Source organism: Lactococcus sp. SK2-659 (assembly GCF_020218185.2).
In the GTDB taxonomy this organism is placed as follows: domain Bacteria; phylum Bacillota; class Bacilli; order Lactobacillales; family Streptococcaceae; genus Lactococcus; species Lactococcus lactis.
This window is the reverse complement of record NZ_JAIWQZ020000002.1, coordinates 382,580-405,303: the sequence shown is the minus strand read 5'-3', so window position 1 is coordinate 405,303 and position 22,724 is coordinate 382,580. Positions and strand designations below refer to the sequence as shown.

General features: G+C 34.7%; 19 protein-coding genes. 4 read left to right on the top strand and 15 right to left on the bottom strand.

The window, feature by feature from the left end:
* Window positions 1-11: 11 nt before the first annotated feature.
* The 3 genes from LDP15_RS09160 to LDP15_RS09150 are packed head-to-tail and all read right to left on the bottom strand — an operon-like array spanning window position 12 to window position 3,086.
* Complete coding sequence (locus LDP15_RS09160; protein WP_015425782.1) at window positions 12-1,085, bottom strand: ThiF family adenylyltransferase; 1,074 nt, start codon at window positions 1,083-1,085, stop codon at window positions 12-14.
* Complete coding sequence (locus LDP15_RS09155) at window positions 1,078-2,082, bottom strand: SagB/ThcOx family dehydrogenase (protein ID WP_015425781.1); 1,005 nt, start codon at window positions 2,080-2,082, stop codon at window positions 1,078-1,080. The genes LDP15_RS09160 and LDP15_RS09155 overlap by 8 nt, the downstream gene beginning before the upstream one ends.
* Complete coding sequence (locus LDP15_RS09150) at window positions 2,082-3,086, bottom strand: SagB/ThcOx family dehydrogenase (protein ID WP_136122405.1); 1,005 nt, start codon at window positions 3,084-3,086, stop codon at window positions 2,082-2,084. The genes LDP15_RS09155 and LDP15_RS09150 overlap by 1 nt, the downstream gene beginning before the upstream one ends.
* Window positions 3,087-3,552: 466 nt before the next feature.
* On the opposite strand from LDP15_RS09150, the gene LDP15_RS09145 reads away from it, so the two are divergent.
* On the top strand, window positions 3,553-4,329 hold the full coding sequence (locus LDP15_RS09145; RefSeq protein WP_225513386.1) for an Rgg/GadR/MutR family transcriptional regulator: 777 nt from the start codon (window positions 3,553-3,555) through the stop codon (window positions 4,327-4,329).
* A gap of 31 nt (window positions 4,330-4,360) precedes the next feature.
* On the opposite strand, the gene LDP15_RS09140 is transcribed toward LDP15_RS09145, so the two are convergent.
* The 5 genes from LDP15_RS09140 to LDP15_RS09120 all read right to left on the bottom strand — a co-directional run bounded on the left by LDP15_RS09140 (window position 4,361) and on the right by LDP15_RS09120 (window position 10,446).
* Window positions 4,361-4,579 carry a YdbC family protein gene (locus tag LDP15_RS09140; RefSeq protein WP_015425778.1) on the bottom strand — a complete coding sequence of 73 codons (219 nt, stop codon included), beginning with the start codon at window positions 4,577-4,579 and terminating at the stop codon, window positions 4,361-4,363.
* Between the two features lie 45 nt (window positions 4,580-4,624).
* A complete protein-coding gene (locus LDP15_RS09135; RefSeq protein WP_015425777.1) occupies window positions 4,625-5,890 on the bottom strand; it encodes a UDP-N-acetylglucosamine 1-carboxyvinyltransferase in 1,266 nt (421 codons plus the stop codon).
* A 176-nt stretch (window positions 5,891-6,066) separates the two neighbouring features.
* On the bottom strand, window positions 6,067-8,061 hold the full coding sequence (gene lmrD, locus LDP15_RS09130; protein ID WP_015425776.1) for a multidrug efflux ABC transporter LmrCD subunit D: 1,995 nt from the start codon (window positions 8,059-8,061) through the stop codon (window positions 6,067-6,069).
* A 3-nt stretch (window positions 8,062-8,064) separates the two neighbouring features.
* Window positions 8,065-9,786 carry a multidrug efflux ABC transporter LmrCD subunit C gene (lmrC, locus tag LDP15_RS09125; RefSeq protein ID WP_225513397.1) on the bottom strand — a complete coding sequence of 574 codons (1,722 nt, stop codon included), beginning with the start codon at window positions 9,784-9,786 and terminating at the stop codon, window positions 8,065-8,067.
* Window positions 9,787-10,095: 309 nt separating this feature from the next.
* Window positions 10,096-10,446 carry a PadR family transcriptional regulator gene (locus tag LDP15_RS09120; RefSeq protein ID WP_003131688.1) on the bottom strand — a complete coding sequence of 117 codons (351 nt, stop codon included), beginning with the start codon at window positions 10,444-10,446 and terminating at the stop codon, window positions 10,096-10,098.
* Between the two features lie 276 nt (window positions 10,447-10,722).
* Here LDP15_RS09120 and LDP15_RS09115 point away from each other — a divergent pair, with 276 nt between their 5' ends.
* The 3 genes from LDP15_RS09115 to LDP15_RS09105 all read left to right on the top strand — a co-directional run bounded on the left by LDP15_RS09115 (window position 10,723) and on the right by LDP15_RS09105 (window position 13,995).
* Window positions 10,723-12,000, top strand: coding sequence for a cation diffusion facilitator family transporter (locus LDP15_RS09115; RefSeq protein ID WP_012897165.1), 1,278 nt, complete (start codon window positions 10,723-10,725; stop codon window positions 11,998-12,000).
* A gap of 2 nt (window positions 12,001-12,002) precedes the next feature.
* Window positions 12,003-12,476 (top strand): MarR family transcriptional regulator, encoded by a 474-nt coding sequence (locus tag LDP15_RS09110; protein WP_042230046.1) that lies wholly within the window; start codon window positions 12,003-12,005, stop codon window positions 12,474-12,476.
* A 325-nt stretch (window positions 12,477-12,801) separates the two neighbouring features.
* The gene (locus LDP15_RS09105) at window positions 12,802-13,995 is read left to right on the top strand and encodes a tetracycline resistance MFS efflux pump (protein ID WP_042230043.1); all 1,194 of its coding nucleotides are present in this window, start codon (window positions 12,802-12,804) and stop codon (window positions 13,993-13,995) included.
* Between the two features lie 38 nt (window positions 13,996-14,033).
* On the opposite strand, the gene LDP15_RS09100 is transcribed toward LDP15_RS09105, so the two are convergent.
* The 7 genes from LDP15_RS09100 to LDP15_RS09070 all read right to left on the bottom strand — a co-directional run bounded on the left by LDP15_RS09100 (window position 14,034) and on the right by LDP15_RS09070 (window position 22,666).
* The gene (locus LDP15_RS09100; protein WP_015425772.1) at window positions 14,034-16,574 is read right to left on the bottom strand and encodes a M1 family metallopeptidase; all 2,541 of its coding nucleotides are present in this window, start codon (window positions 16,572-16,574) and stop codon (window positions 14,034-14,036) included.
* Between the two features lie 172 nt (window positions 16,575-16,746).
* The gene (locus LDP15_RS09095) at window positions 16,747-17,229 is read right to left on the bottom strand and encodes a peroxiredoxin (RefSeq protein ID WP_015425771.1); all 483 of its coding nucleotides are present in this window, start codon (window positions 17,227-17,229) and stop codon (window positions 16,747-16,749) included.
* Between the two features lie 326 nt (window positions 17,230-17,555).
* A complete protein-coding gene (locus LDP15_RS09090) occupies window positions 17,556-19,115 on the bottom strand; it encodes a bifunctional UDP-sugar hydrolase/5'-nucleotidase (protein WP_015425770.1) in 1,560 nt (519 codons plus the stop codon).
* Between the two features lie 5 nt (window positions 19,116-19,120).
* On the bottom strand, window positions 19,121-19,930 hold the full coding sequence (gene phnE / locus LDP15_RS09085; RefSeq protein WP_010905273.1) for a phosphonate ABC transporter, permease protein PhnE: 810 nt from the start codon (window positions 19,928-19,930) through the stop codon (window positions 19,121-19,123).
* Window positions 19,931-19,944: 14 nt separating this feature from the next.
* Window positions 19,945-20,757, bottom strand: a complete 813-nt coding sequence (gene phnE, locus LDP15_RS09080; protein WP_012897159.1) for a phosphonate ABC transporter, permease protein PhnE — start codon at window positions 20,755-20,757, stop codon at window positions 19,945-19,947.
* Window positions 20,758-21,498 carry a phosphonate ABC transporter ATP-binding protein gene (gene phnC, locus LDP15_RS09075; protein WP_038599011.1) on the bottom strand — a complete coding sequence of 247 codons (741 nt, stop codon included), beginning with the start codon at window positions 21,496-21,498 and terminating at the stop codon, window positions 20,758-20,760.
* A gap of 118 nt (window positions 21,499-21,616) precedes the next feature.
* The gene (locus LDP15_RS09070; protein ID WP_104142899.1) at window positions 21,617-22,666 is read right to left on the bottom strand and encodes a phosphate/phosphite/phosphonate ABC transporter substrate-binding protein; all 1,050 of its coding nucleotides are present in this window, start codon (window positions 22,664-22,666) and stop codon (window positions 21,617-21,619) included.
* Between the last annotated feature and the right edge of the window lie 58 nt (window positions 22,667-22,724).

The window sequence follows — 22,724 nt, the reverse complement described above, 5'->3', positions numbered from 1 at the left end:
CCTGACTTTCTTTACTGAATTTTTTTACAGTATTTACAACCGTCTACGGCTTTTATCTTAATCATTTTATTTTTATCATAATAAAGAGTGTCTATAACAATAATATTGTCTTTCAGATAATTTATAGCAGATAGATTTAATAGAAATCTTACTGCTTCCCAAACGGCAATTGAAGAACTATATGACATTCTAGGTGCAAAAGCTGCTAAAAATTTATCCTTTTTTACTGGTAAAGAATATTTTACCCCTTTTATAATTTCTTTATCTTGCATCATACAAAAATAGCAAGGAGAATTTTCCCCTTCAAATATCGGACCAACCCAAGAACCATTGTAATTTAAGCATGGAATTTTTTTAATCATGCACGCTTCATTTACATAAAATGAACTTTTACCATACTCCATATCAAGTGGGAAATAACCAAAAGAATTCATTACCAAATCAGCATCCACAACTATAGAAAATAACTCTTCCACCGATGATATATGCTCATCAAATACCTCAACTTTTATTTCTGAGTCAATAGCTACTATTTTCTCCTTGCAAACATCAACCTTCTTTTTCCCAATATCTGCAAAATCATATAATACTTGTCTATTTAAATTTGATTCTTCTACAATATCTGAATCCACAATAGCAATATGCTTTACCCCCATTCTCGCAAACAACATTGCTGTCCATGTTCCATAACCTCCCACACCAACTATTACCACTCGTTTATTTTGTAATTCATTATTCAAATACTCTCCATTTTGATAATCTCTCTCAAAATTGTCTAGGAATAGTTCTTGTCTTCCATATCGTCCCCTATATTCCTTGTCCTTTTCATGAGTATAAATTAGAATTTTTTTGTCTAAAAGAATCCTCAACAATTTATAACCAAAATCAGAACTATAGCCTTCACTTAACATTATTTTAAGAAACTTTTTCTCAGAAAAAAAACCTGATTGTAACGTTGAAAGGATTTCATACAATTTTAAATTAGAGCTTGTGGTAAGTTTATATTCCTTACGAAACCATTGTGAGAAAAAAAGTATAGAATCATTTTCTAATGCTATGAGGTAACTATGTTGAAATTTAATCATTACTCTCAGCTCCAAATGTATAACTGCAAATAGGTAATTCCTCTTTTAAATTTAAATCAAGAAATTCTCCTAATTTTCTATCAGCAAGTGCAGGAGTTACAACTCCTTGTAAACCCACCTTTAAACCGGCAATAGAAAAATGTTCTAACACTCTTCCTGCTTCGATGTATAAGTTGCGTAAAGCGCGTTCATGCCTATATCTCCATTGATATATTCCAAAATTAGCTACTAAAAGTAGTGTAAAATTTGCACTTTTTGAAAAATTTTGTTCTCCCAAGTATTCAGGTAATTTGTGAGAAAAATCTCCAGATTTAATTAATGACATTGCTGAATTTTCAATATCTAAAAAATAATTTCCATTTTCAAATCCTTCAACATTAAAAATAGTAAAATAAAAACTGAAAGCGCTTGCATAACTGCGTAATAAATTTCCCTCCTTAATCATCAGTTCTCTAGTTTTCTTTATTTTTTTAGTTCCTTCAAGTGTAAAAATATTAAATTTATCTACCGATAGTTTGCTTAATTTATCAAAATCTCTAACACTCTTGCGCCGAAGTATCATATCATAAAAATTTTCTGTTTCTTTATAATCAATATAATCTAATAAAATTGTATTTTTGAATGTATGAGCGCTTGTAATAAATACAGGTGTACCGTAGTCCTTTTTGATTATTTTCTCTCTGATTTTACCAGTTGTATCATCTTTGTCTGCATAGCTAATATTCCTTGAAGATAAATACAAATCTAGTGCTGGCTCCCATTTTCTATTCTTCCAATGGCTAAGCCCGTCACTTATGTAGGCCTCTAATTCTTTTTCCATAACAATTTCTTGTTTAGATAACTTAGTTTGAATTTCCTCTTTTTCGTAATCGTTCAGAATTTCTTTAAGAGAATCCAAGTCTGTCACAAAACTTTTCTTTTTCAATGGGATATTAATCTTTGCTCTGCCTTCAGAAAAGCTAAGTTTTGTTGTAGCATACCACTTTTTAATTTTCATCAATTCTTCCTTTCCCCAAGAACTATACTAGCCTGATAACCTTCCTCGAGATAATTTAATCCTAAAATACCTTCAAAATAGCTCTCTGGAAGTCCATACTGGATAAATGAGGCAATCTCTGATTCATCCGATAATTCTTCTAATGCCCCCAACAAAAAGCCAATATCCATATGAATACTTCTAAAAGTTCTTGATTCTCTATAACGGTACATATTCTTTTCAAATACTGATGTTAATATGATAGTTGCTCGAATATTTATATCTGTATTGCTCACAGCCAAAGAGTAAGACTTTTCAAATATTTCATTTGGGATAATATAATCAGAAATTTTCTCAAGAGTGAACTTTTTTCCGTTTATATAGTACCAACCGGAATCTAATTCCTCAATATCTTTTACATATAAATATCCCTCACTTGGTTGCCTTGCTCCTCCACTTGGTATAGTTCTAAATAATAATTCTTTTCCTCCCCATTCCGGTATTGCTTCTTGAACATAACCGAAAGTCATAGAAAGCATACGGAATAATTTTCTTTTAAAAGAATCTTCAAGGCTAGCCTCAAATCTAGATTTTTGCTCACGTTTTACCTTAGGAAGAGAATAAATTTTTAATATTTTTTCTGGACTGTATTGCTTCTCACGAAGATTATCTGCCTCCTCTAGTTGATACTGTTCCATTTTTAAACTAGCTTTTTTTAGATTTCCCTGAAAGGGGTAGTCAAGTGTTGCGATATGATACTTAAAAGATTCAATCCACCCATATTTTTCCCAGCTCTTTTTAATATCATAAAAATATTTTACTTCCGCATCATCCTCATCGACAAGAATTCCTCTTTTAATTAGTAACTCTTTAACTTTCTTCGACATTTTATTTCCTTGTATAAAATCAATTATAACTATAATAGTTTTTCTATTGATAATATATCTTTGTCTATGTAGGTAGTCTGAAAGAATCCACTCTTTCTCCTTTGGTTCAATCTCAATAAACGGATTTATTATCATCAATTTTACCTCCACTTTTATAAGAAAGCACACCAAAGTATAACTTTAGAGTGCTTTTTAACTATCATAAAATCTCGAAATCGCCACAACCTTGTTCTAATGCGATATCAAAATCTTCAACTTCTTCAAACAATAACTCATCATCTTGTGTTTGTTCTTCTTTTTTATTTTTCATGCTTTTAGTTCCTTTCATAGTAATATCAAGCTAATTTAATGGTTCTCCTTTTCAACGAATACCAAGAAATGATTTTTTATGTGCATCAATTTTTACCTGCATTGGACTCACCTTCTTTCAATATATAAAATCAAAAGACTTTAATTAACTGAAAATTATGAAATTATTATATAATATTATTAATATTAAAGTCAACGCTTTAAATAAACAAAAATAATCATATATGAACAAATGGAGAACGTTATGGATACTAACTTAGGAAGAACCTTTAGAAGGCTGAGAAAATTTAAAAATATGGAAATTAAAGAAGTGGCTAGCGAAGATATTTCTTATGCTCAAATTTCCAAATTTGAAAGAGGGAAAACGGACATGACGCTTACAAAGTTTCTTAGTAGTCTTAAGGCAATCAATGTCAGTCTTGAGGAATTTTATCATGAAGCCTATTTTTCTAACTTATCTAAAGGCCCTCTTTTTAATTATGACTTTTGTCAAAAACTTGAAATTGAAGATAAAGAAAAACTTCATCAGCTCCTTAAAATAGAGACCGACTTGCTTACGCTTCACCCCAGTATAAAATGTCACAAACTCAATATTATCCAAATCAAATCCCAACTTCATCTGATTGACCCTAATATTCAAGTAAATAAAGAAGATACTCTCTATCTAAAAGAATATCTGCTTTCAATTAATAAATTCTGTGCCTATGAACTTTATCTGTATAGCTCTTGTCTTTCTCTCCTTGATAATAAAACACAAGAGCAATTAATTCAAAAAATTATATCCGCTGAAGATGAATATTTAGACTTTATCAGTCCTAAAATCCTTAAGATAATTCTTCGCCTCATTCCCATATTTATAGAAAATAATTTTTTAGATTCTCTCCCCTTGCTTTTTACATATCTTGAGTCACATACTAAGAGTGATTTATTTTTTTACGAAAAAGTAACTACGGTCTATTTGAAAGCATTATATGAGTTGAAAATAAATCCTGAGAATCATGAGGCCTCTTCTCTTTTATATTCTTATAGCGAAGTCTTTAAACTTTTCAACTCTCTTGAGACCGAGCATTAAAAAATTAAAAAGCCCTGAAATCTCAGGGCTTTTATTTATTTCCTAATTCTTTTAAGAGAATACCAAATTCTTCTTCAGATAAAGTAATTCCTTTACCCATTTTTTCATGGTCAGGTGACCAAGTACGAATGTCATATTTAGGTTCAGCATCATTCCAAGAAACACGATTTAATTCTTTACGCCAACCTTTTGCATTTTCAGAGAGAACAATCAATTCTTCAATGATTTCAAATTTTAATTTATCAGCCATCTTATTTCCTTTCTCATTAGTCTATACGAAAATAAATCACTTTTGTCACTCTTCAATCAATTGAATATCTACACCAACAGCAGTCAATTTTTCAATAATGTGGTCATAACCACGTAGGATAAACTCAATATTAGAGATTTTTGTAGTTCCACTGGCAATAATTCCAGCAGTAACCAAAGCCGCACCAGCACGTAAGTCAGTTGCTTGAACACAACTACCAATTAATTCATTAGGAGCGTCATAAATAATTCGATCATCTAAAACAGAAATATTAGCACCCATACGAGCTAATTCAGGGACATGATTGACACGTTTTTGATAAATCGTATCAACAATCGAACCACGACCTTTTGCTTTCAATAAAAGTGGTGTAATTGGTTGTTGCAAATCCGTCGCAAACCCTGGGTAAGGAACAGAAGTAATATTGACTGATTTTAGATTTTCTGATTTATGAACTTCAATACTATCTTCACGAATGGTCAAACCTACACCCATTTCTTCAAGTTTAGCAATGAAAGATTCCAAGTGTTCATAAATAACATTTTCAATGATGACACCATCTCCCATAGCAGCAGCTAAGGCAAGATAAGTTCCTGCTTCAATACGGTCAGGAATCACCGTATGTTGAGCACCGTGCATTTCATCCACTCCAGTAATGCGGATAATGTCAGTTCCAGCTCCTCGAACTTGCGCGCCCATATTATTTAGAAGTGTCGCCACATCAATAATCTCAGGTTCACGGGCAGCATTTTCAATGATAGTTAAACCTTTTGCACGACTAGCAGCAAGCATAGTATTAATAGTTGCCCCAACAGAAACAACATCCATATAAATGGTTGTTCCAACTAATGAATCACCAATCACTTCTAAGTGCTCAGCTTCTTCTTCTTGAATCTTCTTAGCCCCTAGAGCTTTAAAGGCTTTATCATGTAAATCCGTTGGACGAGGTCCTAAATCACAGCCACCAGGCAAGCCTACTGTTGCCTGACCAAAACGTCCCAAAAGTGCCCCATTGAAATAATAAGAAGCACGTAAAGAGTTGATTTTTCCATAAGGAAGGGGACGAGAAACAACACTGCGTGTATCAATCACAAGTCGTCCTTCTTCAAGATTTCGTTCAATTTTTGCTCCCATAATTTCCATGATTTCGACTAAACTTGCGACATCAGAAATATCTGGAACTCCTTCAAGCGTTACAACATCGTTAGCCAAGATAGTTGCTGGAATCAAAGCGACTACTGAATTTTTTGCGCCAGAAATTGGGATGGTTCCTGAAATACGCTTCCCACCATTAATTACTATTTTTTTCATATTATTTCAAAATCACTTTTCACATTTTTATTGTCTTAAAAAAATTATATTTTTAAGAACCGCTCTCTATTTTAACATTTTATAGTAGTTTTTCATAGACTTTTTTATCTAAATAAAAAATCACAGCTAAAATTTTAACTGTGATTTTATTTTCCATTGCTTAACTGAATAATCTCTTATTCAAAAACAAATTGATTGTGATAAAGTTCAGAGTAGAAGCCACCTTGAGCAACGAGTTCATGGTGATTTCCTTCTTCAATCACTTCACCATCTTTAAGGACAACAATCTTATCGGCATTAAGAATTGTTTTCAAACGGTGAGCAATAACGAATGAAGTACGACCAGCAATAGCAGCTTCCATCGCCCATTGAATTTGTTGTTCAGTTACTGTATCCACATTTGAAGTTGCTTCATCCAAAATCAGAAGTTCTGGATTTGTCAAAATGGTACGTGCGATAGAAATTTGTTGTTTTTGACCAACTGAGAAGACTGATTCATCATCTGAAACATGTGTTTCGTACTTGTCAGGTAAGCTATCAATGAAATCATGAATGTGAGTTGTCTTAGCCACTGTTTCAATTTCTTCTTGAGTAGCGTTTGGTTTACCAAACTTGATATTATCAGCAATCGTTCCATCAAAGAGAACAGACTCTTGCAAAACAATTCCGACATTTGAACGCAAGCTATCTAAATCAAATTCACGAATATCAGTTCCATCAAATTTAATTGCTCCACCATTAACATCGTAGAAACGGTTCATCAAGTTCATAACTGTTGTTTTACCTGAACCAGTTGGACCAACGAGGGCAACCATTTGTCCTTTTTTAACATCAATATTAACTTTTTTGAGGACTGGTTTTCCTGGAAGATATTCAAAATCAAGATTTTCGATTTGAATTCCGTCTTTAATCGTATCAAATTTCTTACCATTTTCAGGACGAACTTCTTCTGGTTCATCAAACATGACATTCAGACGAGTTGCCCCTGTGATGGCAAGTTGAAGTTGACCAAAGTTTGATGAAATTTGCATGATTGGGTTGTAGTAACTTTGAACGTATTGAACAAAGGCAACCAAAAGCCCTAAACCTGTGGCAATTGACATGCTATCATCGTTAAGAACATAGGCCGTTCCACCAAAGATAACAATGGCAATTGATAAAAGTTGGAAACCATTCATCAATGGGAAAATCATACCAGACCATGCTTGAGCAGCAAAGGTACGTTTTTTAACATTTTCATTGTGTTCCAAGAAACCATTAATAGAATCTTCTTGCAATCCTTCAACGATAATTGCTTTTTGCCCAGAGATTTTTTCATCCATATAGGCATTAAGTTGTGAAACTTCTTCTTGTTGTTTGTCTGTTGCTTTTTTCGATTGACGAATGATAATCACAGCAGATAGAATAGCAACTGGTGAAGCCGCCACAGTCAACCAAGCAAAAGTAATATCTTTGTTGAAAATTTGGATAATGACACCGATGAAGACGGCAGCATTTGAAACAACCGATACAAGCGCTTGGTTCAAAGTATTTTGAATGTTATCCAAGTCAGAAGTAAAACGAGCAAGGATGTCCCCGTCTTGATGACGGTCAAAATATGAAATTGTCAAACGTTCAAGTTTACCAAACAAACCTTTACGCATGCGATTTGTTGAATGAGCAACGATACGGCTAAAGAGGAGGGTATAAATCAACATTGACACACCAGTTGCGATGTAAACCGCAAGCAATTGCCACATTCCTTTCATGAAGGTCCCTGTGCTTGCTGCATGAGAAGTTGCAACAGTGTAAAGACTTTGCAAAGTAGTCCCTTTTGGTAATTGAGAAGTCAATTGTTCTTGGGCAGCTTGTGGCAATGATTTAGCAAATTCTGGAACGTGTTGCCATGTAATATTTTGGTGAGTTTGTTGACTCAAAGCTTGAGCCATTTGTTCCAAGGCTTTTCTGGCATCATCAGCGTGTTGATGAGTAAAGAAATCCCCAACATATTTACTCAAGTTCGTAATAGCATCCCCCAAAAGTGACGGAGCAATAACTTGAAGCCAAGTTGCAGCAATGATGAAAATCATAATTACAGCAAATTGAAGTTTATATTTTTTGAGATAGAGGTAAAAAAAACGGATGGCACGTGTGGTGTCAGACATTTTTTTTGTTGATTTGGTATTTTCCATGTCTTAGTCCTCCTGTGCTTTCTGTGTGTCGTAGATTTCTTGGTAAATTTTATTCTCAGCAACTAATTCTTGGTGAGTTCCTTGACCAACAAGTTTTCCTTGGTCAAGAACCAAAATATTATCTGCATGAACCACTGATGAAATCTTTTGAGCAATAATAATTGTGGTTGTGTCTTTAAGGTCTTTATTCAAAGCTTCTTGAACAAGTTTTTCAGATTTAGCATCAAGGGCTGATGTTGAGTCATCTAAAATTAAGACATTTGGATTTTTTACAACTCCACGTGTGATTGAAAGTCTTTGCTTTTGACCACCTGAGAAGTTATTTCCGCGTTCTTCAACTTCAGAATCATATTGACCATCCTTAGTTGTAATAAATTCTGCGGCTTGGGCAATGCGTGCAGCACGAGTCATTTCTTCATCAGTTGCATCGGCTTTCCCTTGTTTAATATTTCCAGCAATTGTTCCTGAGAAGAGAATGGCTTTTTGAAGAACAATAGAAATATTTTTCTTCAATGTTCCACGACTAACTGTTTTAAGATCTTTTCCACCAACTGAAACGGTACCTTCTGTTGGGTCAAAGAGTCTTGGAATCAATTGTGCCAATGTAGATTTACCAGCACCAGTCGCTCCGACAATCCCAACCATTTGACCAGGTTCTACTTCAAAGCTAATATCTTTAAGTGTTGGTTCTTCATCATTAGGATAAGAGAATGACACATGGTCAAATTTGACAGAACCTGAAAGAACTTCGTCTTTAGCATTTTCATCAAATTTCATGGCTGGATCAGTATTTAACACTTCATTAATACGTCCAATTGATACCATACCACGTGAAGCAAACATTGAAATCATACCACCCATGATAATGGCAAACATAATCATTCCCATATAAGTCATGAATGTAGCAATCCCACCAATACTATCTTGGGCAACTGTTGTTGACTCTGTTACAAAAGTTGAAACAAAGTAAATAGCAAGCCAAATTGCTCCTTGAGCAATCACAGTAAAGAGTGGAATCATTGCTGAGAAGAGTTTTCCTACTGCCCAGTTATGATCGTAAAGTTCATCAGAAGTTTCATCAAATTCTTTGATTTGATTTTTTTCTTGAACGAATGATTTAACGACACGTGAACCACGCAAGTTTTGTTTAGCAATGGCGTTAATACGGTCCATCAATTTTTGGAAAGCCATAAAGTGAGGGCCCATGCGTCCCATTAAAACGGCTGTAACTAATACAATTAAAACAATTAAAAGAACTGTAATCCACCATAATCTTGGAAGAGTTGTGATAGAAAGAACAACCGCACCAATCAAAAGGACTGGAATCCGCATCAAAATTTGGAAAACCATCATCATCAAGTTTTGAACTTGTGTGACGTCATTTGTCATCCGAACAACAAGGTTTCCGGCATTGAACTTTTCAACATTTTCATAAGAAAATGTATTGATTTTTTTGTAAGTCGCTTCACGAACGTCTGCTCCAATTTCTTGGGCAATACGTGCCGCTGAAAGTGTACTAAAGATAGCAAAAATTATCCCTATCCCAGCAACAACCAAAAGCTCAACTCCATATCCTGAAACCTTGTCAGCCATTTGATGACGGCTATAAGTTGCTGATGACATTACGGTCATAATTCGTTTCATGATTTGGGGCTGGTAAAGCTGTACTCCTGCATAAATAAAGGTTGAAACGATTGAGAATAAGGCAACCCATTTATGCTTCATGATTGATTTGAAAATCATAAAATTCCTTTCTAGAGTTAAATAATGTAAATAAGTTTACATTAAATTGAATTTTCAATTTCATTTTACTTCAAAATAATTTCAATAAATTTTTTGAGAAAATAATTATAACATTATTTTTTTTAGTAAACAAGCATTAATTGTTAATGCTGTTAAATATTACAATAGTTAGTTTCACAAAAGATAAACTAACAAAAATATTGTAACGCTTTTCAAAGTTTAAGTCAACAATTTGCGACGAATATTTTTTACCTTCATCCCTTATTTAGTAACTTAAATTTTAATTGGAAATTATTTATTAGATTCATCTTTTTTATTTGCTTCTAAATTTTCAATAATTTCATCGACTCTAGACCAAGATTCAAAAGCAAGTCGCATATTTTCATGACCAATTTCTGTCAAGCGGTAGTATTTACGACGACCACCTTGGCTTTCGTCTCCCCAATAAGAACTGATAATCCCATCCTTTTCAAGTCGTTTAAAGATTGTATAGAGCGTGGCTTCATTAAGCTCCATTTCTCCATTTGAGGCTTCTTTGACTTGCTTGATAATGCCATAAACATAATTATCCCCTTGTTTTAAGACATTGAGCAAAATGACATTGGTTTGGGCGCGTAACATTTCCTTTGGTATTTCTGCCATTCTTTTTCCTTTCTATCATTTTAAACAAAATATATTATACTTCACATTACTATGTAAGTCAAGGTACTTGAATTTTTTATATAATTTTTTTATTTTTTGACTGATTTCTACTACATTAATATAGTAGAAAGTGGGCATTTTTATATAAATTAGTCAGCCCTTATTTTTTATTTATATTTTGTGAGTCCTTGTTATAAAAGCTTTTTTTGGCAATAGATACAAACTTTCATTCAAAATTTTGTTATAATGGAATGATGTAAATTTGGGAGGATTCATATGGCAGCTTCAAGTACAAACAATCTGAAACTCGCTGAAAAAGGAGTTTGGGTTTCTATTATCGCTTATATTGTTTTATCCATTGGACAAATTGCTTTTGCAGCAATTGTGCATTCTAGTGCTCTTCAAGCTAATGGTTTTAACAACGTGACTGATATTATGGGAAATATTGCAATTTTGATTGGTCTTCGACTTGCTCGAATTCCAGCAGATAGTGATCATGTTTATGGTCACTGGAAAATTGAATCAATCGCTAGCTTAATTTCTAGTTTTATCATGTTTTTCGTTGGTTTTGAGGTTTTAAGAGAAACAGTTATGACACTTCTTTCTGGTAAAGAAGAAGCCATTGATCCACTGGGAGCTCTTGTTGGTTTATTCTCAGCTTTTGTCATGCTGGGCGTTTATCTTTATAATCGGGCATTGGCTAAAAAAACGAATTCACAAGCACTGTCAGCAGCAAGTAAGGACAATCTCTCTGATGCAGTGACTTCTATTGGAACTGTGGTTGCTATTTTAGCAAGTAGTGTAGGCTGGGAGTGGCTTGATACTGCGATGGCTGTAGTTATTTGTGGTTTCATTTTAAAGACTGCCTATGATATTTTCCATGAATCTGTTTTTAGTCTCTCTGATGGTTTTGATGAAAATCTTGTTGAAGAATATCGCGAAGCAATTTGCTTAGTTCCAAAGGTAAAAGGGGTTAAGCTTGTCCGAGGTCGTTCTTATGGAAGTAATATTTTCCTTGATGTAGTGGTTGAAATGTCTCCTGATTTAAGTGTTTTTGAGAGTCATGAAGCGACCGAGTTCATTGAGAAAATGTTAATTGACAATTATGGTGTTTATGATGTCGATGTCCACGTTGAACCTGCTGCCTTACCTGAAGAGGAACATTACGCCAGTCGCTCACTTGAACTTTTGGCAAAAGAAGAACAGTTTTTAAATCTGGAAAATTTGGACAAATTAACTGACAGCACTTTTCAAGAAATTCTTGCTGATGGAAAAATCATCAGTGCTTCTGATAAATTGAAAGATTTTGCAAAAATTACTGACGAAAATTCTGTCAGTAAAAATAATGACTCTAAAAATTCATTGACAAGTCTGTCAGTAATCCCATTAGCAATAAATCACTATAGTAGTTCACAAGTCAGCAAGAAAACATTTATTTTAACTTATGATTACTGGAAAAATGAACAAAATTTTGTGGTTACAAGTATCTGGCGACGCAATGACTATTGGCGCTGTATTTATAGACAGACAACTTTAAAAAGAGAGGAAAAGTGATTATGACCAATCTTCAGCAAAATCAGGAACAAATTATGACTTCTTTAACTGATTTATTTAATAAGATTGATGCCTATTACAAGCCGCAAATGGAGGCTGAATTCTCAAATATTTCGTTATCAGAAATTGAAACGATTGAATTTATTGCTAAAACCCCTTATCCAAATGTGACCAAATTAGCCCATCATCTCTACATGACACGCGGTGCTGCCAGTAAAATCGCTAAAAAACTGCTCAAAAAAAATCTCGTTGAATCTTATCAAATTCCTCAAAATAAAAAGGAAATCTATTTTCGCTTAACAAAAGAGGGTCAAGAAATTAATGACCGTCACGAAAGTTTGCACCAAAAATTTTCAGAAAATGATCAAGTTATCTTCGATGAATTAACTGATGAGTCTGTCAACAATATTTTAGAATTCCTCAATAAATACAATAATCATCTTGATTCTGCTATCCGGAATAATATTGAAAAATAATTCTGTCAGTAAATTAATTTTTACTGACAGTTTTTTTGTTTGCTTTTTGTTGACACGGAAACAATGTTATGGTATACTATTTTTGTTTCCGAGGAAACCGTTTAGAAAAGTGAAATCACAAGTCTATAGATTTCACTTTAGCAGACGCAAGTCTGCGCAAAAAACTTCCTAAGAAATCATCATCAATTATTGTAATTGAATTCACCCTCCTTGAAATGAATGAAATTAGACAAATTGGGAACCTGCCTGTTGGGTAGAACCACCAATTTTTCTAAATTTCATCACTTCAACACAGTCGGGCTCATATCTTATGGAGGTTTTACCTATGAAAATTAATAAACATGCCCTCACTTTTGGGCTTATCACCACTTTCCTGACAGGACTTGGTTTTACAATCATCTCACCAGTCGTTCCTTTTATGGTCGCACCTTTTGCTAATGCTCATGACCAAGCACTCATTGTCACTAGTTTAATGGCAATCTATGCACTATGTACTTTCTTTGCCGCTCCTGCTCTTGGTTCTTTATCAGACCGCTTTGGTCGTAAACCTATCTTACTAATTTCTTTAGCTGGCTCTGCTCTTGGTTATCTTATCTTTGGCTTAGCTGGTAGTCTCTGGATGCTTTTTCTCGGACGAATCATTGATGGTTTAACTGGTGGAAATATCGTGACCCTTTTTGCTTACTTCGCTGATATTACTGATGAAGAAAATCGAACTAAAGTTTTTGGTTGGACAGCCGCCGCTGTTGGTGTTGGAACAATTTCTGGCCCAACAGTTGGAGGACTTCTAGCTCATTTTGGCAATTCAGTTCCCTTTTACTTCGGCGCCCTAATCTCAATCGCCAATCTTCTTTACGGTGCATTCGTAATGAACGAGAGCTTACCCGAAACTCATCGCACACGTAATTTTTCCCTTCAACAACTCAATCCTTTCACTCAACTTTTTCAGCTCTTACGCATGAAAAATCTCAATCGTCTGCTCTTTGCCGGTATCTTACTTTGGCTACCAAATGGTGCACTCCAAGCAATTATTAGTCAATTTTCATTAGATTCTTTTGCTTGGACGCCTGTATTAATTGGTCTAGCCATATCCATCATGGGTTTAATGGATATCTTGACTCAAATCTTTATCATGCCCAGACTTCTAAAATTAGCTAATGAAGATAAACTCATCCGTTTGGCACTAGTCTGCGAAATTATTGCTTACCTTCTTTTCGCACTTTCTGCTTTTTCTAAAATGTGGCCCTTCTTCATTCTGGCAATGTTTATCTTTGCTTTTGGAGATAGTATTTTTGGAACTGCCTTTAACGGTAAACTTTCAAAATCAGCGACTTCTTCCGAACAAGGTAAACTTCAAGGTGGAAGTCAAGCACTTCAAGCACTTACTCGCGTGATAGGCCCTTTAATTGGTGGACAAATCTATATCAGCCTTGGTCATTTCGCTCCAGCACTCATGGGATTTATCTTTCTAATTATCGCTCTACTTGTGTTATCAAAAACAAAGTCAGACCAAGAATGAATAAAAAAAATCACCTCAAAAAGGTGATTTTTTATTTATTATAATTTTTCAGAAATTTCTTTGATTGATTTATCAACGTCAGCCTTTTGGCTATCAATCAAAGCAACACGTGCTGTGATTTGCTTGATTGCCATTTCGATTGAACGTTTCAAACCTTGATTTTCTAATTTTGGCTCAAAGAAAGCTTTATATTCTGCTAATTTATCAGCAGTTTTAAAAGTATTTCCTGGATAGATAACAAATTTATCATAACTCATATCTCCACCCAATTTTTCTTCAAGGAATGCCCAGTTTGCTTTTTCCCAAGCCCAAGCAGCATCTTGTGAGAAATCATTGCGCAAAAGGTAGAACCAAGAGAAAGCAATATCTTGTGGCTTAACAATATCAGCATTTTTGAAGCTTTCAAGCAATTCAGCAATGACTTTTTCATCCTTGATTAATGCGACAGCCCCTTCAAGCTCACGTTTAAATTCTTGCAAGCTAGTTTTAACATAAGTTTCACGATAAGTTTTAACCAATTCAGCAGAATTTGTCGTCTTAATTTCATTATTTAAAACAATTGGACGAATATCAGCCGGAATTCCTGCTAGATTTTCTTTATGTGCTGCAAAGATTTGACTGGCTTTTGCTTTGGCATCTGCATTCTCAGCATACAAAGTCTTACTCAAAACAATTCCACGAAGGCTCTCATCACCAGCAGATTCGCCAGCAACTTTATCCCAACCTAAGCGAGCATAGTTTTTAGCGAAAAGTTTTCCTACCAGACTTTGGAAAGCTTTTTCAGTTTCTGAATCTTCATCAACAAAAAGTTCCAATTCGCTAATGAGTTGACTCAAACCAGTATTGACAAGGTAAGATTCTTCATTAGTAAATGCCGGCAAGATATTTACGACATCCGCATAAGAAATTACACCTGCTTTAGCCAATAATTTACGATCTTGCAAGATTTGGAATTTAGTGACATTCTCCAAAGTCTCAACTTCTGAGAGAAGGTCTGTTAACAATTGTCCTTTGTAATCAATAATGTAATGAGCCATATTTGCATCATTCAAAAAGAGGGCTTTACCATTATTTTTTGCTTTCAAAGCAGCAAAACCTGGAATTTCAACTTTTTCAGAAGAAAGTAAGTCTGGCAATCCTGACCAATTTGTATTCAAAGGAACATTCCACAAACGTCCTTTATCAGCACCCTCACCAACGAAGAATTGTTTTTGACTCAAAATTAAAGTATCATCAATGACTTCGGCAGTAACGACAGGGTAGCCTGGTTGGTTAACCCATGAATGCATAAATGCTGCTACATCTTTTCCAGAGACTTCAGCCAAGGCATCCCAAAGATTATCTCCGACTGTATTTCCATATTGGTGGCGTTTGAAGTAAAGCGCTAAGCCAGCAGCAAAATCTTCATCTCCAAGCCATTTACGAAGCATAACCATCAAACGTGAACCTTTGGCATAAACGATTGCTGGGTCAAAGAGTGTTCCAATTTCATCTGGGTGAGTCACTTCAACGTGGACAGATTGGACGCCATCAGTTGCATCACGATTCAGTGCCATATTGGCTTCTGAGATTGAGAATGATTCCCAAACGTTCCAACTTGGTTCCAAAGCATCCATACAAACATATTCCATGTTGTTGGCAAATGATTCATTGAGCCACAAATCATCCCACCATTGCATTGTTACAAGGTCACCGAACCATTGGTGTGCCAATTCGTGTGCAATAACGGTTGCTACATATTGTTTGCTTTGAATGGTTGCATTTTCAGGGTCAACAAGCATGCAGACTTCACGATAAGTGATACATCCCCAGTTTTCCATTGCTCCTGCCGAAAAGTCAGGTAAGGCAATGTGCCAACTGTGTGGGAGTGGATATGGCGTTTTATAGTAGTCTTCATAAAATTCAATTGAACGAATAGCAATATCAAGCGGGAAATCAAGCGCAGCTTCACTATGAGCTTTCGTTGCAAAAGCACCTACTTCAACACCAGATTTTGTTTTTCCTTTTTTATATTGAAGTTCACCGAATACAAAAGCCAAAAGGTAAGAACTCATTTTGACAGTACGTTCAAAAACGTGAATTCCATTAATATTCAAGAGTTCTGGCATGTTTGAAACAATAATGTCGCCTTCTTCTTCATCGAATTTTACTGACAAATCAAAGGTTGCTTTTGCTTCTGGTTCATCAATAGAAGGAAAGGCTTGACGAGCAAAGTGGCTTTCAAATTGTGTACCAATGAGCATTTTCTTTTCGCCATTGACTTCATAGTATGAAGGATAAATTCCCATCATGTTGTCAGTCAATTCAGCTTCATATTCAAATGAAACAGTCACGCGCCCTGTTTCACCAATTTTAACAACGATTTCTTCATCTTCTTCATTTTCAATGAAGTTTGTGTCGACACTAAAAGCACGAACTTTATTAAAGTGTAAACCTTTGGCATGAAAGGCAATAACACTATCTTTCGCTTCCCCAGTAATTGCCACTTGACCTTTTATTTTCTTGGTTTTACGGTCAATATCGAGGAAAATCTTATAATTTTCCGGAACAAAAGTTTCAATTAAACGTTTTACAGCCATGTTTTCTCCTAAATATTCAGTATTAATCTAATTATATCAAATTGAATAGAAAATTTCGAGTACAAAGAAAAATTACATCTATTCTTTTTACTACTAAAAAAGCTGCCTGTTGACAGCTTATAAATAGAAGACAAGCATCAATTGCAATTATCCCCTATTTTGTCATTTATAACTATTTAGTAGCTGCTAGTGCTTTTTCATAATTTGGTTCATCAGAAAGCTCTGACAAAACTTCACTATAGACAATTTGCCCATTTTTTATAACAAAGACGCTTCTGGCAAGACGTCCTTCAAGAGGACCACCATTTAAAATAAGACCATAAGCCTTTCCAAAAGTTCCATCATCAGCAAGAATTGTCATGTCAACATCTTCGGCTGCACACCAATTTTTTTGCTCATCTGCTGTATTATTTGAAATACTCAAAAAGTCAATTTCAGAATGTTTTGCTGCTTCAAGATTAAAATGTTTGGTTTGAAGTGAACAAACTCTAGTATTAATATCAGGAAAAACACTAATCAAAACAGGTTTTTCAAGTTTTGATAATTTAATTTTATTTCCTTTTAAATCTGTCAGTTCAAAATCAGGTGCATCACCACTTATTGTCGGATTTATTGTTGCTATTTTTTCACCATGAGATGTGATATTCATTGTCATTAATGCTCCTTTGTTAATCTTTATGACTTCATTTTATCATAGAATCTCAACTCATCTGGCTCTTATTGCTCATATTTTACTGTTAAATATTGACTTTCTAAAGGACTTGGAAGTAAAAGTGAGTCATCTTCTGATTTCACAAATTGATAATTGATTTTTGGAATTATTACTGTATGTTTCATGCTAGGCTCCTCCTTTTGATAAATAAAAGTATATCAGTAAAAACTTTAGAAAAACTTAGCTCATTCTCAAGTATAACTTAATAAAAAAAATACTGACAGATTTTTTTAGCACCTATTATTCTGCTAAAATTTCTGTCAGTAAATTTATTTTAGAACTGTGAAGTTATGATTCACACTTGCCTTAATTATCGGATGTTTCTTCAAATAATCAGCAATCAATTCGGTCATATCAACAGTAATTTCTCTAACAATCTTGTCCGCAGAAAACATTGGATAATTTCCACCCCCAACTGCGCGATATTGATTGACGACAATTTCTAAAATTTCGTCATTCTTTACCTGATGTCCCTTGAAATTTAAATGTACAATTCGCTGACCAATTTCTTTTTGCAAATCGATAGCATATTCAATTCCTTCATACATATCATAATTATAATATTCAGGTTTTGGTTCAATAAAGCGTGGACTAAAAACAATTTCGCCACTTTTGTCAAGTTCAAGATGTTCCGCTGTCCGCTCTAAGGCAGCCTTTAAATCTGCACCTGTCACTCTTAAAACAGCTAAAGTGTTGGGATAAATATAATTTGTCAGAATCGATCTCATCGTAATTTCTTTTGCAAAACCCTTAGCTTCATTATTAAAAAGTGCAGTCCCGGAAATATCGGTCCCTGTCGCTTCCATTTGTATTTTATTAATTAATTCAATATAAGGATGTTCAATCAGTCGAGCAGTCATTGGATCACGAATAATCATTTCTCCATGAACTTCTCCCATTGGCTGGTCTAACCAATCCTCTGCTTCTGTACTGACATCAGATATCAGCTGATTGACCTCCGATGAGACTTTGCAATTCTCCGTTTTATGAAGTCTAGCGTTTGAAGCCACAACTTTTTTATGATTGTCTAATTCAAGTTCTATTTCCCCAACAAAAGCACCACGATAGCCTGGTTGAATAACTGGAACTCCAAAAAGATGGTCAGCAATTTCACGATGCTGGTGTCCAGTCACTAAGGCATCAATATAATCTTTATACTCTTCAACTAACTGATAAGCCTCATTTTCCCCTGTCAAACTTTCTGTCGGAAGACCTGTCTGTAAATCTCGCTCAAAGCCTCCATGATATGCAACAATCAAAAGGTCAACTGATTGGCGCAAATCGGGCAGAATATCTTTTGCAGTTGTCAGAATAGATTGGAAAGTCAAATCTTTGATAATTGACGGTTTTTCCCAATGTGGAATATATTGTGTCAAAAAACCAACAATTCCAATTTTCACCCCCTGCGCTTCAATGATTTTATAAGCAGGGCCAAAAGCAGGTTGACCTTCATTATTCAATACATTCGCAGCCAAAATTGGATAATTTACCTGATTAACATAACTTTTTAAATAATCAATCCCATAATTAAACTCATGATTACCAAGCAATCCCACATCATAACCAAAAGAATTAGTGACATTGGCCAAGTCTTTAATACCGCGACTTGATTTTTTAGCTAGATAATAAGCCAAGGGTGAACCTTGCAATAAATCACCATTTTCAATTTTTACAATAATTTCACCCTGCTCTTGAGCCACTGCTGTCAGTTCATCTATTTTAGATTTGGCTTTGGCCATTGAAAATGGCAAATTCATTTCTCTTTCGGTGAAGTTTGTTGGGAGAACAAAACCATGTAAATCACTCGTTTCTAGAATTCTTATTTTCATATTATTTATCCCTTTGCTAATTTTTTCCGAATTCTTGATGAAATGAGTTCAACAAGGATAATTAAAACTAAAAGTCCCAACAAAATTGCACCAACGGCTGACCATTTATAACCAGACATTGCAAAACTCAATGGCGCACCAATTCCACCAGCACCAACTAATCCCAAAATGGCTGCATCACGCAGATTCATATCTAAACGATAAAGTAAAATCGAATATAAATCTGGTAATAATTGGGGTAAAACTCCAAAACGAATTTTTTGAAATGTTGTTGCACCAGCTGCGTCCATAGCCTCAATAACACCCATATCCAAATCTTCAATAGCTTCAATAAATAGTTTTGCAATCATCCCAATTGACTCAAAACCAAGCGCCATTACACCAGCTGAAGAACCTAAACCAACGACTGGAATAAATAAAAGGGCATAAACAAAAGAAGGAATTGTCCGAATCGCCATCAAGACAAAACGAATCAGATAAGCTAACCAATTCGGAACCAAATTAGTCGCTGCAAGAAAAGAGAGTGGAATGGCAACAATTGCACCAACCAAAGTCCCAAGCAAACCAATTGCAAAAGTTTGTAGCAAGAGATAAGGTAAACCAGTTTCAGTTAGGTTAAACATCAAACTGGTATCTGGATGAAAAATCCCTGTGAAAATATTTTTGGCGATTAAAGCTCCATGTTCTGAAACGCCATGATAATGGACGACTGAAGTCGACCAAATCGAAACTGCTAATAAAACAATAAATATCAAAAGATAATAAAACCAGTTTTTAGGTCTATGATTATATTCTTCAATAATTTGTGAATTCATTTTTCCTCTCATTCCTAGGCAATTTTCTTACGAATTAATGCGCTGATTGAATCAATAATCATGACTGTAGCTAGAATAGAAATTAAAATCATACCAACAGAGGAAAAGTCGCGAAAATTCACTCGGTCATTTAAGATATTTCCTATCCCTCCAGCCCCAACATATCCTAAAATTGCAGCATAGCGAACATTTCCCTCAAATGCATAAAGTGCAGTTGAAAGATAAGTAGGTAGGACTTGAGGAAAAACAGCAATGAAAAAGGCTTTTAAAGGACTGACCCCTAAAGCTTCTGCCGCTTCAAAAGGTCCCATATCAACGGTTTCAATCACCTCAAACAATTGTTTTCCTATGAAAGAAAAGGTAAATACAAAAATTGCAACAACTCCAGCAAAAGTTCCTAGACCAAAAATATAGGTTGCAATTAAAGCCAAAACCAAAGTTGGCAAAGTTCTTGCTAGCATGAATATCAAACGAATGATGCCATTAACAAAACGATTTTTAAGGATGTTATTTGCCGCTAATATCGCAAATGGAACTGACAAAATTGCTCCAAGTAAGGAAGCAAAAAAGCTCATCTTAATCGTATCTAATAATGGGGGAAGAACTTTATGAAAGTAAGCCCAATTTGGGGGAATCATACTTGCTAATTTTTGAAAAAAGAGACCACTTCTGCTAAGCGCACTAAAATCAAAATTTGTAAGAATAACAGAAAAAGCAATCAGTAAGATGATAATTAACCAAGTCAACCAAGTTCGACTGACTTTCTCTTCAACAACTTCTCCTGTAATAAGTTTTATTTTTTTAGGCTTAAAAATTTTATCGTACATTTAGGCCTCTTTTCTATAAACTTCATCCAAAATTTCTTTGGTTACCTCTTGCGAAGGACCATCATAAACAATTTTCCCTTTTTTTACAGCAATAATCCGCGAAGCGTATTCTAAAGCAAGTTCAACATGGTGAATATTCAGTAAAATTGTTTTATTGAATTCTTCATTAATTCTTTTAAAATCATCCATAACTTCTTTAGCTGTGACTGGGTCAAGTGCTGAAACAGGTTCATCAGCGAGTAAAATTTCACTTTCTTGACTAAGAGCACGAGCGAGTGATACTCGTTGCTGTTGCCCACCTGAAAGTTGATCTGCTCGGATATAAGCTTTATCTAAAATCCCTACCTTATTCAGAGAATCTAAGGCAACGAGTTTATCTTCTTTTGAAAATAAACCAAAAATGACCTTAAATAAACTCATATCTGGTACACGAGCAAACATTACATTTTTCAAAACCGTCACTCTAGGAACTAAATTATAGGATTGAAAAATCATTCCCACATGTCTCCGAAATTTTCTTAACTCTTTTCCTTTAAGTTTTGACACTTCTGTATCATTCACAATTAACGAACCCGAAGTAATATCATTTAAACCATTAACACAACGAATCAGAGTTGATTTTCCTGCTCCCGATGTTCCAATAATAGCTACGAATTCTCCTTGATTGATTTGTAAATTAACATCCGTCAAACCTTTTGTGCCATTTGGATAAATTTTTGACACATTTTTAAATTTTATCATTACTTCTCCATCCTTCTTCACTAATGAAGGCTTTTTAATTAATATTAGTCAATTTCCACAAAAAGAGTCTGGAACTCATTGAGTAACCCAGACCCTTATTAAATGATTTATTTGTTCATTAGTTGGCTTTACTCATTGAATTTGCCACTTTAATGGCTGTTTTATAGTCAGCTTTTGTTGAATCAACATAGCCATCATGTGAATAAATGGCAATGACTTTCTTTCCTTCATCAGTTTTAGCCATATCTTTAATTGCTGCTGAGAGTGCTTTTTTGAAGTCGGCCGTCATGATTTTTGATTTTTCTGAAACCATGATTCCATCATTGGCAATGGCAGGTGTCACACCAATCACATTTGTATCATCCCAAATACTTTCTTTTGCACCGAAAGTTGTGGTCCACTTAGTAGCGTCATCCATTCGTGCATCAGCATATTCTGGCATTACATCAATTTGACCTGAAGCAAGTTGAGCCATTGCTGAATCATAAGAATCCATAGTAACTGTATTTTTTAAATCACGAATTGAATGTTTAAAGTTCTCAGTTAACCATTGCGAAGGATACATATAGCCTGCCGCAGATGAAGTTGATTCAAGCCCCCATTTTGCATCGTTTAAATCTTTCCACGTCAAAGTTCCGTCGTTAGCTTCTTTAGCTAACTTTTTGCCCATTGGAGAATTACCAGCAATGATTAGCGAACGGTAAGAAGTCACTTCTTTATCAGTTTTAGTTGTTGGTTTATGTTCATTCCAATATTTTGCAGAATCTGAGGCATCATTTGAAAGTCCCTTACGTGTTGCCATCAAGAGTGGAGTTGAACCATCTTGATACATGGCATAGGTTGTCGCTGACATTCCATAACCGACGTCAACTGAACCAGCATCGAGTCCTTCACCAACCGCTTGATAATTTGTACCAACACTAGTATCAATATTTTTTACTGTATAGCCTTGTTTTTTCAATTCAGATTTCAAAATATTTGCGATTGGTTTAGTCGCTGTGGTAATATCATCCGGATTTTTGGATGGAATAAATGAAATCTTTAAATTTGAAATTGTTTTGCTATCAGATTTTGATGCAGAGCTACTATTTCCACAAGCTGCAAGTAATGATACTGCAATTAGTGCGCTTGCTGTAAGTCCAATGACTTTCTTCGATGTCTTTTTCATTATAAAAATGAATCTCCTTAAGATTTTTATCAATCGGTTGATGAATCGGTGTGCTTCA

What these genes read in the sequence shown, in the direction of transcription:
- LDP15_RS09160 (WP_015425782.1), bottom strand. Translation starts at nt 1,085, where the DNA reads ATGATTAAATTTCAACATAGTTACCTCATAGCATTAGAAAATGATTCT.
- LDP15_RS09155 (WP_015425781.1), bottom strand. Translation starts at nt 2,082, where the DNA reads ATGAAAATTAAAAAGTGGTATGCTACAACAAAACTTAGCTTTTCTGAA.
- LDP15_RS09145 (WP_225513386.1), top strand. Translation starts at nt 3,553, where the DNA reads ATGGAAATTAAAGAAGTGGCTAGCGAAGATATTTCTTATGCTCAAATT.
- LDP15_RS09140 (WP_015425778.1), bottom strand. Translation starts at nt 4,579, where the DNA reads ATGGCTGATAAATTAAAATTTGAAATCATTGAAGAATTGATTGTTCTC.
- LDP15_RS09135 (WP_015425777.1), bottom strand. Translation starts at nt 5,890, where the DNA reads ATGAAAAAAATAGTAATTAATGGTGGGAAGCGTATTTCAGGAACCATC.
- lmrD (WP_015425776.1), bottom strand. Translation starts at nt 8,061, where the DNA reads ATGGAAAATACCAAATCAACAAAAAAAATGTCTGACACCACACGTGCC.
- lmrC (WP_225513397.1), bottom strand. Translation starts at nt 9,786, where the DNA reads ATGAAGCATAAATGGGTTGCCTTATTCTCAATCGTTTCAACCTTTATT.
- LDP15_RS09120 (WP_003131688.1), bottom strand. Translation starts at nt 10,446, where the DNA reads ATGGCAGAAATACCAAAGGAAATGTTACGCGCCCAAACCAATGTCATT.
- LDP15_RS09115 (WP_012897165.1), top strand. Translation starts at nt 10,723, where the DNA reads ATGGCAGCTTCAAGTACAAACAATCTGAAACTCGCTGAAAAAGGAGTT.
- LDP15_RS09110 (WP_042230046.1), top strand. Translation starts at nt 12,003, where the DNA reads ATGACCAATCTTCAGCAAAATCAGGAACAAATTATGACTTCTTTAACT.
- LDP15_RS09105 (WP_042230043.1), top strand. Translation starts at nt 12,802, where the DNA reads ATGAAAATTAATAAACATGCCCTCACTTTTGGGCTTATCACCACTTTC.
- LDP15_RS09100 (WP_015425772.1), bottom strand. Translation starts at nt 16,574, where the DNA reads ATGGCTGTAAAACGTTTAATTGAAACTTTTGTTCCGGAAAATTATAAG.
- LDP15_RS09095 (WP_015425771.1), bottom strand. Translation starts at nt 17,229, where the DNA reads ATGACAATGAATATCACATCTCATGGTGAAAAAATAGCAACAATAAAT.
- LDP15_RS09090 (WP_015425770.1), bottom strand. Translation starts at nt 19,115, where the DNA reads ATGAAAATAAGAATTCTAGAAACGAGTGATTTACATGGTTTTGTTCTC.
- phnE (WP_010905273.1), bottom strand. Translation starts at nt 19,930, where the DNA reads ATGAATTCACAAATTATTGAAGAATATAATCATAGACCTAAAAACTGG.
- phnE (WP_012897159.1), bottom strand. Translation starts at nt 20,757, where the DNA reads ATGTACGATAAAATTTTTAAGCCTAAAAAAATAAAACTTATTACAGGA.
- phnC (WP_038599011.1), bottom strand. Translation starts at nt 21,498, where the DNA reads ATGATAAAATTTAAAAATGTGTCAAAAATTTATCCAAATGGCACAAAA.
- LDP15_RS09070 (WP_104142899.1), bottom strand. Translation starts at nt 22,666, where the DNA reads ATGAAAAAGACATCGAAGAAAGTCATTGGACTTACAGCAAGCGCACTA.